We start from the raw sequence: 10,905 nt of genomic DNA, 5'->3' as shown, positions 1-10,905 counted from the left end.
GGGAGCGACCGGCGGGGCCGACGGCGCGACCGGCGGGGCGGCCGATGGGGCGGGCTCGGGTGCGGGCGGGGCGGCGGGCGCCTGCTCCACCACCGGGTCCGGCACCTCCGGCGGCTCGACCGACGCCTCGGGCACGACCGGCTCAGCGGCGTTCACGGGCTCGTCGTCTCGCGGCGGCGTACCGCCGGGGTTCTCGCTCATGCGTGGCCTCCCTGGTCACAGGGCGATCGTCGCCCACGCACGAGCGAACCGAAGGCGGAGGTCACGTGTCAAGGAAGCGCGCTTTCCGGGCATGTCGGAACGCCGGGCACGGTGGTCCGGCCGTGGATAGGCTGCGCGTGCCGTCACCCGGGCGGCGGACGCACGGCCCCGGACGAGGAGCGAGCACCGATGTCGTACGAGCAGCCCCACAGCCCGTCCCCGAACGGCGCGGACCAGGCCCGGACGTGGAGCATGCTCGCTCATCTGGGCGGGATCCTCGCCTGGTTCTTCGTCGGCTGGCTGCCCGCACTCGTCATCTACCTGGTCCACCGGGAGCGCCGCGACGGCGTCGAGGAGCAGGCCCGCGTCGCGCTCAACTTCCAGCTCACCGTTCTCATCGGGCTCATCCTCTGCCGGATCGTCCAGTCGATCCCGGTCATCGGGGTGGTCGGGTGGCTCGGCTTCATCGTCCTGGCGATCGTCAGCCTGGTCCTGAGCATCCTCGCGGCGCTCGCGGTCCAGCGCGGCGGCTCCTACCGGTACCCGTACAGCCTCGAGCTGGTGCGCTGACCTCAGCCGACGAGCGTCCGGACGACCGCGTCCGCGAGCAGGCGACCCCGGCGGGTGAGCACGATGCGGCGCCCACCGGTCGCGGCGTACCCGTCGACCAGGCCGTCGGCGACGAGCCCGGCGACCGACGGGCGCGCCTCGGTGGGCAGGGCGTCCAGGGGCAGTCCCGACGCCAGCCGGACGCCGAGCATCAGGCGCTCGAGCACCTCGGCGTCGCCCGTGACGGTCTCCCGTCCCGCCGCCGGGCTCAGCCCACGGTCGAGCCGGTCGGCGTACGCCCGGGGGTGCTTGACGTTCCACCAGCGGACCCCGCCCACGTGGCTGTGCGCGCCGGGGCCGATGCCCCACCAGTCGTCCCCGCGCCAGTAGCTGAGGTTGTGCCGGCAGGCGTCGGCGGGGGTCCGCGCCCAGTTGCTGACCTCGTACCAGCGCAGCCCGGCGGCCTCGAACAGGTCGTCGGCCAGCTCGTACTTGGCGGCCTGGTCGTCGCTGTCGGGCAGCTCGAGCTCGCCGCGGCGCACCTGGACGGCCATGCGCGTGCCGGCCTCGACCACGAGCGCGTAGGCGGACACGTGGTCGACGCCCGTCGCCAGGGCGGCCTCGACACTGGTGCGCCAGTCGTCGAGAGACTCCCCCGGCGTGCCGTAGATGAGGTCGAGCGACACGGCCAGGCCGGCCGCCCGGGCCCACCGGACCACGTCCGGGATCCGCCGCGGGTCGTGCGTGCGGTCCAGGGTGGCGAGCACGTGCGGCACCGCCGACTGCATGCCGAACGAGACGCGGGTGAACCCGGCCGCGGCCAGAGCGGCCAACGACTCGGGCGTGACCGAGTCGGGGTTCGCCTCGGTGGTCACCTCGACGTCGTCGGCGAGCCCCCACGCGTCGCGGACGCCCCCGAGCATGCGCGCGAGGTCCGGGACGGCGAGCACGGTCGGGGTGCCCCCGCCGACGAACACGGTGCTCACCGGGCGGGCGGGCAGGTCCTCGAGGACCCGGGACGCCAGGGCGATCTCCTGCAGCGCGGTGTCGGCGTAGGCGTGCTGGCTCGCGCCGCCGCCCAGCTCGGTCGCCGTGTACGTGTTGAAGTCGCAGTACCCGCAGCGGACCGTGCAGAACGGCACGTGCAGGTAGACACCGAACGCGCGCTCGTCGGCCCCCGCGACGACGGACGCCGGCAGCCGACCGTCGTCCGGTGCCGCGTCGCCCTCGGGGAGAGCGGGACTCACTTCTTCTTCGCGTCCTTGCCGCCGGCCGACCCGGCGGGCTCGCTCGAGAGCGCGGCGATGAAGGCCTCCTGCGGCACGTCGACCCGGCCGATCGTCTTCATGCGCTTCTTGCCCTCCTTCTGCTTCTCGAGGAGCTTGCGCTTGCGGGTGATGTCGCCGCCGTAGCACTTGGCCAGGACGTCCTTGCGGATGGCCCGGATGGTCTCGCGCGCGATGATCCGGGCGCCGATGGCCGCCTGGATGGGCACCTCGAACTGCTGGCGCGGGATGAGGTCCTTGAGCTTGGCCGTCATCATCACGCCGTACGCGTAGGCCTTGTCCTTGTGCACGATCGCGCTGAACGCGTCGACCGTCTCGCCCTGCAGCAGGATGTCGACCTTCACCAGGTCGGCCACCTGGTCGCCGATGCGCTCGTAGTCGAGGCTCGCGTACCCGCGGGTCTTGGACTTCAGCTGGTCGAAGAAGTCGAAGACGATCTCCGCCATCGGCAGCACGTAGCGCAGCTCGACGCGGTCCTCGGACAGGTAGTCCATGCCCTGCAGCTCGCCGCGCTTGGTCTGGCAGAGCTCCATGATCGCGCCGATGAACTCGCTCGGCGCCAGGATGGTCGCCTTGACGATCGGCTCGTTGACGTCGCCGATCTTGCCGCTGGGGAACTCGCTCGGGTTGGTCACCGTCACCACGCTCTTGTCCTCGAGCGTCACCTCGTAGACGACGTTCGGCGCGGTCGAGATGAGGTCGAGGTCGAACTCGCGCTCGAGCCGCTCGCGGATGATCTCGAGGTGCAGCAGCCCGAGGAAGCCGACGCGGAAGCCGAAGCCGAGGGCGACCGACGTCTCGGGCTCGTAGTTCAGCGCGGCGTCGTTGAGCTTCAGCTTGTCCAGGGCGTCGCGCAGGATCGGGTAGTCGGTGCCGTCGATCGGGTACAGGCCCGAGAAGACCATCGGCTTGGGGTCGGAGTACCCGCCCAGAGCCTGGGCGGCGGGCTTGCTCGCGTTGGTGACCGTGTCGCCGACCTTGGACTGGCGCACGTCCTTCACGCCGGTGATGAGGTAGCCGACCTCGCCGACCCCCAGGCCCTTCGTCGGGACCGGCTCCGGGGAGATGACGCCGATCTCGAGCAGCTCGTGGGTCGCGCGCGTCGACATCATGACGATCTTCTCGCGCGGGTTGAGGTTGCCGTCGATGACCCGGACGTACGTGACGACGCCGCGGTAGGTGTCGTAGACGGAGTCGAAGATCATCGCGCGGGCGGGGGCGTTCGCGTCGCCCGTGGGCGACGGGACCAGCTCGACGATGCGGTCGAGCAGCTCCTCGACGCCCGCGCCGGTCTTGCCGGACACGCGCAGGCAGTCGTCGGGGTCGCCGCCGATGAGCTTGGCCAGCTCCTCGGCGTACCGCTCGGGCTGGGCGGCCGGCAGGTCGATCTTGTTGAGCACCGGGATGATCGTCAGGTCGTTCTCGAGCGCCAGGTACAGGTTGGCCAGCGTCTGGGCCTCGATGCCCTGCGCGGCGTCGACCAGCAGCACGGCGCCCTCGCACGCCGCCAGCGAGCGCGAGACCTCGTACGTGAAGTCGACGTGCCCGGGCGTGTCGATCATGTTGAGCGCGAAGGCGTCCTCGCCGACACCCCACGGCATGCGCACGGCCTGCGACTTGATCGTGATGCCGCGCTCGCGCTCGATGTCCATCCGGTCCAGGTACTGCGCGCGCATGGCCCGGGAGTCGACGACGCCGGTGAGCTGCAGCATGCGGTCGGCCAGCGTCGACTTGCCGTGGTCGATGTGCGCGATGATGCAGAAGTTGCGCAGCAGCTCGGGCGCGGTCGCCGCGGGGTGGATGCGCGACGAGGCGGCTGCACTCGGGATCGGGGACAAGCGGACTGCTCCTGGCGCTGGAGTCGGGCGGCGCGCACGGTGGCGCCTTCCCGACGGACGGTGACCGTGGTCAGCCTGTCGGCTGTCGGTGGTCGGTCCCACCATGGTCCCATGACGACGGACCGTGCCGACGCCCTCACCCTCCTCGACACCCTGGCGGAGCTGCAGGACGAGTTCCTCGCGACGATCCCCCAGGTCGACCCGGCCACGCGCGTGCCCTGGTGCGGCCGCTGGCGCGTCAAGGACCTCGTCGTCCACCTGGCCCGCATCCACCACTGGGCCGCGGGCCAGGCGAGCCGGAAGCAGGAGACGCCGCTGGGTCGGGGGCCGTTCGTGCTCGAGGACTTCTACGGGACGTGCGCGGCCGAGCTGCGGGACACGCTCCGCGCGCTCGGCCCCGACGCTCGCGCGTGGACGCTCGTCGGCGACGGCCCCGCGTCGTTCTGGCACCGCCGCCAGACGCACGAGACGCTCGTGCACCTCTGGGACCTGCGGACCGCGGGCGGCCTCGCGCTCGACGTCGAGCCCGCGCTGTGGGCCGACACCGTCGACGAGGTCGTCACGGTGATGCAGCCCCGCCAGGAGCGGATGGGCCGGATGGAGCCGCTCGACGCCCCGATCGAGCTGGTCGCCGACGACGCCGCGCGCAGCTGGCTCCTCGGCGCCCCCACCGTGCCGCTGCCGTCGGTGACGGTCACCGGCCCCGCGGACGCCCTCGCGCTGCTGCTGTGGGGTCGCGCGACCCCGGACGACGACCGCCTGACCGTGTCCGGCGACGCCGCGGCGCTGACCGAGGCCCTCGGCCGCCGCCTGACCCCGTGAGCCTCAGGCCTCGCGGGTGATCCGCACCTGCACCTCGGCGTCCTGCGTCCCGGCACCGGCGTAGATCCCCCGCAGCGGCGGGACGTCGTCGTAGGAGCGGCCCCGCGCGAGCACCACGTGGTGGTCGCCCGCGATCACGCGGTTGGTCGCGTCGTACGCGAACCACTCGCCCACCCACCACTCGACCCACGCGTGCGAGTCGCCCAGCACGGTGGTGCCCAGCTCCGCCGTCGAGTCGGGGTGCAGGTAGCCGGAGACGTACCGGGCGGGGATGCCGATGGACCGCAGCGCACCCGTGACCAGGTGCGCGATGTCCTGACAGACGCCCGCCCGCGCGGTCCACGCCTCGGAGGCCGGGGTGTGCACCGTGGTCACGCCCGGGATGTACTCCATCTCGTCGCGCAGCGCGTTCGCCACCGCGAGCGCCGCGTCGGCCGGCTCGAGGTCGGCCGCCGCGCGCCGGGTCAGCTCGACCACCTCCTCCGGCGGGGCGGTCGTCGGCGTGTCCGTGAGGAACTCGGCGAGCCGGTCGCGCAGCTCCGCGCCCCGCAGGGTGTCCCACCCGGCGGGCGACCGCAGCGGTCCCCGTTCGGCCACCTCGACCAGGTGCTCGGCGGTGACGACCATCGACTCGTGCGGCGTGAGCACCTCGAAGGCGGTGACCGCCGTGCCCCAGTAGTCGCGGTACTCGTGCCACCCGGTGTGCGGCTGCACGTCGACCTTCGTCTCCAGCACCGTCTGCCCGTGCTGGGACACCGGCGTCATGCGCGCCTCGTTGTACGACGCCAGCACCGCGCTCCCGTACCGGAACGTCGACGTGTGGACCACCCGCAGCCGGCTCACAGTGCTTCTCCCACCCAGTTCGTCGACGACGAGCTCGGGAAGTACCGGCCCCGGATCGCGTCGGAGGCCGCCGAGCAGGCGCGCTGCACGCGCTCCATCTCCTTCGGCAGCTTGTCGAGCACCTCGATCAGCGGGCGGTACTCCAGGTTGGTGCGGACGTACCCGATGTGCCGCCGCGCGTCGTCGACGGCCGCCCGGTCCGACGTCCCCTCGAGCGCGGCGAGGCAGCTCTCGGCCTGGTTCAGCGCGAACACGATGGACCGCGGGAAGAGCTGGTCGGTGAGCAGGAAGCCGGCGGCCCGCTCGTCGGAGGCGGCTCCGCGGTACATGCGCAGGAACGCCTCGTGGGCGCCGCACGAGCGCAGCAGCGTGGTCCAGCTCGGTCCCGCGGACCCGGCGAGCGCGCGCGTGGTGAGCAGGCGCGCGGTCATGTCCGCCCGCTCGATCGACCGGCCCAGCACCATGAAGTTCCAGGTGTCGTCGCGCGACGTGGCCGAGTCCGTGATGCCGGCGACCACCGCGGCTCGCTCGCGCACCCACGTGAAGTAGTCGTGCGGCCGCGCGGGCCGCATGTGCGACGGCAGCTGGTTCCAGGTCGCGTTGAGGCTCTCCCACAGCTCGGTGGAGATGGTCTCGCGGGCGCGCCGGGCGTTCTCCCGCGCGGACACCAGGGAGCCCGCGATCGACGACGGGGCGAACCGGTCGTACGCCAGCATGTCGAGCACGTACTCGCGCCCGACCTCGACGTGCGCGGGCGGCGCGGACCGGTCCATGACCGACAGGAGCGAGCGGCAGGCCAGGTCCTCCTCCGCCCAGGGGTCCTCGAGCAGGATCTGCACGTGCACGTCGAGCAGCCGCGCCGTGTCGTCGGCGCGCTCGACGTACCGGCCGATCCAGAACAGCGACTCCGCGATCCGGCTCAGCACGGGGCACCTCCGGAGGGGATCGGGCGCACCTGTTGCTGCTGCTGCTGCATCACCTGGGCGCGCACGTCGTTCGGGTTGGAGTCGATCGGCACCGCCGCGTCCTGCGGCACGGCCTGCGGGCTGTCGGACTCGTGCCGCACCGCCCGTCGCGGCACCGCGCCGCCGAGCACCCACGTGTCCTTGGACCCGCCGCCCTGCGAGGAGTTGACGACGAGCTCGCCCTCGGGGAGCGCGACCCGCGTGAGCCCGCCGGGGAGCACGAAGACCGACTCCCCGTCGTTGACGGCGAACGGACGCAGGTCGGTGTGCCGGGGTCGGAGCTGGTCGTCGATGAGTGTCGGCACCGTGGACAGCTGCACGACGGGCTGCGCGATCCAGCCGCGCGGGTCGTCCCGCAGCCGGACCCGCAGCCTGTCGAGCTCGGCCGCCGAGGCCTTGGGCCCGACGACGAGGCCCTTGCCGCCCGAGCCGTCGACCGGCTTGACCACGAGCTCGTCGAGGCGGTCCAGCACCTCCTCGAGCGCGTCGGGCTCCTCGAGCCGCCACGTGTCGACGTTGCGCAGGATCGGCTGCTCGCTCAGGTAGTACCGGATGAGATCGGGCACGTAGGTGTAGACGAGCTTGTCGTCGGCGACACCGTTGCCCACCGCGTTGGCGATCGTCACGGTGCCGTTGCGCGCGCACGTCATGAGCCCCGGGCTGCCGAGGTAGGAGTCCTTGCGGAAGACCACCGGGTCCAGGTAGTCGTCGTCGACCCGCCGGTAGATCACGTCGACGCGGCGCCGGCCCTGCGTCGTGCGCATCCAGACGCGGCCGCCCGCGCAGAAGAGGTCGCGGCCCTCGACCAGCTCCACGCCCATCATCCGGGCGAGCAGCGAGTGCTCGTAGTACGCGCTGTTGAAGACGCCCGGCGTGAGCACGACGACCGTCGGCTCGTCGACACCCGACGGAGCGGCGGCCGTGAGCGCCGCCAGCAGCCGGCGCGGGTAGTCGGCGACGGGGCGGATGCGCAGCGCGGCGAACAGCTCCGGGAACGTCTGGGCCATCGCCCGCCGGTTCGAGAGCACGTAGCTGACGCCGCTGGGCACGCGCACGTTGTCCTCGAGCACACGCCAGCCGCCCAGGCTGTCGCGGACCAGGTCGATGCCGGACACGTGCACCCGGACGCCGTTCGGCGGGTTGATGCCGCGCGCCGCGCGCAGGAAGTTCGTCGACGAGACGACGACGCTGCGCGGGATCACGCCGTCGGCGATGGCGTGCTGCGGGCCGTACACGTCGGCGAGGAACGCCTCGAGGGCGCGCACCCGCTGTGCGACGCCCGGGGCGACGTGCTCCCACTCGTCGCCCGCCAGGACGCGCGGCACCACGTCCAGCGGGAACGGCCGCTCCTCGCCCGCGAAGTCGAACGTCACGCCCTGCGCGAGGTAGGACCGCGCGAGCGTCTCGGCCCTGGCCCGCAGCTCTCCGGCGCTCAGCTGGGCGAGCGCGCGGTGCAGCCCCTTGTAGGCCGCGCGGGAGCCGCCACCGTCGGGGTCGATCATCTCGTCCCACGCCGGTCCGGTCGGGTAGTCGTCGAACAGGTCCGCCATGATCCGGACAGTATCCGCCCGGTGTTGACGCCGCGTTACGGAACGGCCCGCGCGGCGCCGGCCGACCCGTCCGGAGCATCGGCACTCCCACCTGGACAGACGCGCCCGGTACGGTCTGCCCGTGAGCACGAGCTCGGGCCCAGGCCGCCTCCGACGAGCGTTCCGCGCCGCCCTCGCGCGGCTGAGCGGGAGGTCGCCCGCGCCGGCGCCGACGCGCGTGACGCTCCCCGACCACCGGGGAAAGGTCCGCCTCGAGTACGCCCCGCGCAAGGACGGCGACGCCGACCCCGGCGAGATCGTCTGGGCGTGGGTCTCGTTCGAGGACGACCCGAGCCAGGGCAAGGACCGGCCGGTCCTGGTGATCGGCCGCGACGGGGCCAACGTCCTCGGGCTGATGCTCACCAGCAAGGACCACTCGCGCGACGGGGCGCTCGAGGCGCGCCGCGGCCGCGTGTGGATGGACATCGGCTCGGGCCCGTGGGACTCGCAGCGCAGGCCGAGCGAGGTCCGCCTCGACCGAGTCCTGCGGCTGCACCCGACCGCCTTCCGTCGCGAGGGCGCCGTGGTCGACCGGGCGCTGTTCGACCGGGTGGCCACGGAGCTGCGCCGGACGAACGGCTGGTGAGCCCCGTCACGGGGTTCGGCGCGAGGCCTCCTGCCTGCTAACATGGTCATTCGCGTGTCCGCCCGGGTCGGCGGGCACAAGCCCAGTTCCTCTCCGCGGGTATCCCCACGCCCTAGTCCCGGAGCTGTGCGCGCCCTCTAGACCTGTCAGATCGCTTCGGCGAACGCACAAGAGAGTCCACACGTGGCCAACATCAAGTCCCAGATCAAGCGCATCACCACCAACGAGAAGGCGCGCCTGCGCAACAAGTCGGTGAAGTCCGAGCTCAAGACGCACATCCGTCGCGTCCGCGAGGCCGTCGCCGGTGGCGACAAGGACGCTGCGTCCGTCGCCCTCATCGAGGCGTCGCGCAAGCTCGACAAGGCCGTCTCCAAGGGCGTCATCCACGAGAACCAGGCCGCCAACAAGAAGTCGGCGCTGGCGAAGTCGGTCGGCGCGCTCTGAGCCATCCCTGAGCTGGTCGCGGCGATGCCGTGACCGCCAGGCGCCCGGCCGGTCCGGGCACACGTCGAAGGCGTCACCCCGTGCGGGTGGCGCCTTCCTCGTTCTCCCGCCACACAGTGAAGGCGTCACCCCCCCTGCGGGGTGACGCCTTCAGTGTTCTCCGGCCCCGATCAGGTCAGCGACCAGGTCTCCCAGGTGCTGAGCGGGATGGTGGGACGGAAGCCCGCCTCACGCAGCGCGCGGTCGTAGGCCTGCGCCGCCGCGGCACTGTCGCCGTGCATCGCATACCGGTCGCCGAGGTCGCGCCACGCGGACGCGGACTGCCGCGAGGCGGACATCATGCCCAGCAGGTCCGCCGCCGACTCGTAGGCCCGTGCCGACCCTTCCGTGTCACCGCGCGCGTGCAGCGCGTCGCCCCGGGACAGCTGCGCGAACGCCGTCTCCAGTCGCGGCGGGTCGCCCAGGCGCTCGAGCGCCGCCGACGCGAACCGCTCCGCGGCGTCGATGTCGCCCAGCAGCAGGTGGGCGCGAGAGCTCTCGACGTCGATGCGGGACAGGTCCAGCTCGGAGCCCAGGACGGCCAGGTCCGGCGCGGCGCGCTCGATCTGGTCGAGGGCACCGCGGGGGTCCACCGGGTCGGAGCGCAGGAGCAGCCAGGCGTAGTTGAGTCGCAGCCGGGGCAGGTCGCGGTCCGCCTCTCCCTCGGAGAGGAGGGCGAGAGCCCGCTCGGTGTAGCGCTGCGCGAGCTCGTAGTCGCGGCGCTGCTCGGCGACGAGGGCCGCGTTCCAGTAGACGCTCCCCCGCCCGCGCGGCGTGCCCAGCGACTCCGCCAGGCGGACCAGCTCGGCGGCCCGGTGGGTCGCATAGAGCAGGTCGCCGCGCTCGACGTAGGCCCACAGCACGGTCGATGCCAGGCGCAGGTGCTCGTCGGTCCCGGTGAGATCGGCCGCCTCGAGCTCGGCGAGGGTCCGTTCCCCCACCTCGACGCTGCGGTGCAGGTCGCCGGCCTCGAGGTACGACGCCACGAGGGCGTTGGCCAGCTTGGCCGACTCGACGTGGTGCGTCCGGGCCCGCGAGTCCGCGAGCAGCGGCTCGAGGATGCCCACCGACGCCTCGAGGTCGCCGAGCACCTCGAACGCGTGCGCCAACGTGGTCAGTGCCTCGACGCGGACCGTCGGCGAGACGATCTCGAGGTCGAGCGACTCCAGCCGGCGACGGGCTGCGGCAGCGTCGCCCTGGGTCATGTCGAGCTTGGCGTAGTCGATCTCGAGCCGCGTCCGCGCCTCGTTGGGACCGTCCTCGCCGTGCTTGAGGTACTCGAGTGTCGTGCCGAGGCGGGTAGCCAGCACGGCGAGCGCGGAGTCGGTCGGTTCCCGATGACCCGCCTCGATGAGAGAGATGTAGCTGGGTGAGAACGCAGAACCGGCAAGTGCGGTCTGGGAGAGCCCAGCAGCGAGCCGGGCCTCGCGCACCCGGTCAGCAATCGTGGTCATGGTCAGTCATTGTATGTGTGACGTCCCCCTGTTGCACCACCCCCCGCAGAGGCGGCGTGTCTGCGCCTCTGCTGTGCATGCTCGTCAGTCGATCGTCCGGCAGCAGCCGCTGGCCCCACCGGTGTTGGTGCTGCTCGGGCCGTCGGCGATCGCGGAGCCCGCAGGGAGGGCCAACGACCCGATCACCGCGAGGACGACGAGTGCGGACTTGAACAGTCTGGACATGGTGAGTGCTCCTTCAGCTGCCATCGTGCGATCCGTGGTGGTGCCCATGATGACGTGCGGCGGG

General features: G+C 72.4%; 12 protein-coding genes. 4 read left to right on the top strand and 8 right to left on the bottom strand.

The window, feature by feature from the left end; translation table 11 throughout:
- A partial coding sequence (locus tag AC1DT4_RS17975) for a hypothetical protein (RefSeq protein WP_477091133.1) occupies positions 1 to 201 on the bottom strand: 201 nt, incomplete at its 3' end.
- Positions 202 to 390: 189 nt separating this feature from the next.
- On the opposite strand from AC1DT4_RS17975, the gene AC1DT4_RS17970 reads away from it, so the two are divergent.
- Positions 391 to 771, top strand: a complete 381-nt coding sequence (locus AC1DT4_RS17970) for a DUF4870 domain-containing protein (RefSeq protein WP_477091132.1) — start codon at positions 391 to 393, stop codon at positions 769 to 771.
- A 2-nt stretch (positions 772 to 773) separates the two neighbouring features.
- Here the strand turns inward: AC1DT4_RS17970 and hemW are convergent, their stop codons facing one another.
- Together hemW and lepA are read right to left on the bottom strand one after the other, a co-directional pair.
- Positions 774 to 1,997 (bottom strand): radical SAM family heme chaperone HemW, encoded by a 1,224-nt coding sequence (gene hemW, locus AC1DT4_RS17965; protein WP_477091131.1) that lies wholly within the window; start codon positions 1,995 to 1,997, stop codon positions 774 to 776.
- Positions 1,994 to 3,874, bottom strand: a complete 1,881-nt coding sequence (lepA, locus tag AC1DT4_RS17960; protein WP_477091130.1) for a translation elongation factor 4 — start codon at positions 3,872 to 3,874, stop codon at positions 1,994 to 1,996. The genes hemW and lepA overlap by 4 nt, the downstream gene beginning before the upstream one ends.
- A 111-nt stretch (positions 3,875 to 3,985) precedes the next feature.
- Between lepA and AC1DT4_RS17955 the strand changes: the two genes are divergently transcribed.
- The gene (locus AC1DT4_RS17955; RefSeq protein WP_477091129.1) at positions 3,986 to 4,696 is read left to right on the top strand and encodes a maleylpyruvate isomerase family mycothiol-dependent enzyme; all 711 of its coding nucleotides are present in this window, start codon (positions 3,986 to 3,988) and stop codon (positions 4,694 to 4,696) included.
- A 3-nt stretch (positions 4,697 to 4,699) separates the two neighbouring features.
- On the opposite strand, the gene AC1DT4_RS17950 is transcribed toward AC1DT4_RS17955, so the two are convergent.
- Genes AC1DT4_RS17950 through AC1DT4_RS17940 form a run of 3 tightly spaced genes read right to left on the bottom strand, consistent with a single transcriptional unit; the run spans position 4,700 to position 8,054 of the window.
- Positions 4,700 to 5,539, bottom strand: a complete 840-nt coding sequence (locus AC1DT4_RS17950; protein ID WP_477091128.1) for a transglutaminase family protein — start codon at positions 5,537 to 5,539, stop codon at positions 4,700 to 4,702.
- Positions 5,536 to 6,465 (bottom strand): alpha-E domain-containing protein, encoded by a 930-nt coding sequence (locus AC1DT4_RS17945; protein ID WP_477091127.1) that lies wholly within the window; start codon positions 6,463 to 6,465, stop codon positions 5,536 to 5,538. The genes AC1DT4_RS17950 and AC1DT4_RS17945 overlap by 4 nt, the downstream gene beginning before the upstream one ends.
- Positions 6,459 to 8,054, bottom strand: a complete 1,596-nt coding sequence (locus tag AC1DT4_RS17940; protein WP_477091126.1) for a circularly permuted type 2 ATP-grasp protein — start codon at positions 8,052 to 8,054, stop codon at positions 6,459 to 6,461. The genes AC1DT4_RS17945 and AC1DT4_RS17940 overlap by 7 nt, the downstream gene beginning before the upstream one ends.
- Positions 8,055 to 8,175: 121 nt before the next feature.
- On the opposite strand from AC1DT4_RS17940, the gene AC1DT4_RS17935 reads away from it, so the two are divergent.
- Both AC1DT4_RS17935 and rpsT read left to right on the top strand, forming a co-directional pair.
- Complete coding sequence (locus AC1DT4_RS17935) at positions 8,176 to 8,679, top strand: type II toxin-antitoxin system PemK/MazF family toxin (protein ID WP_477091125.1); 504 nt, start codon at positions 8,176 to 8,178, stop codon at positions 8,677 to 8,679.
- A 183-nt stretch (positions 8,680 to 8,862) separates the two neighbouring features.
- Complete coding sequence (gene rpsT, locus AC1DT4_RS17930; RefSeq protein WP_456825459.1) at positions 8,863 to 9,123, top strand: 30S ribosomal protein S20; 261 nt, start codon at positions 8,863 to 8,865, stop codon at positions 9,121 to 9,123.
- A 170-nt stretch (positions 9,124 to 9,293) separates the two neighbouring features.
- On the opposite strand, the gene AC1DT4_RS17925 is transcribed toward rpsT, so the two are convergent.
- Positions 9,294 to 10,616: a helix-turn-helix domain-containing protein gene (locus tag AC1DT4_RS17925; protein ID WP_477091124.1), complete on the bottom strand. Its 1,323-nt coding sequence runs from the start codon at positions 10,614 to 10,616 to the stop codon at positions 9,294 to 9,296.
- Positions 10,617 to 10,700: 84 nt separating this feature from the next.
- Positions 10,701 to 10,841 carry a hypothetical protein gene (locus AC1DT4_RS17920; RefSeq protein ID WP_477091123.1) on the bottom strand — a complete coding sequence of 47 codons (141 nt, stop codon included), beginning with the start codon at positions 10,839 to 10,841 and terminating at the stop codon, positions 10,701 to 10,703.
- Positions 10,842 to 10,905: the final 64 nt, after the last annotated feature.

It is taken from the genome of Cellulomonas sp. P4_D11 (assembly GCF_056401915.1).
The sequence above is the reverse complement of the archived record's forward strand: the minus strand, read 5'-3'. Positions and strand labels throughout refer to the sequence as shown.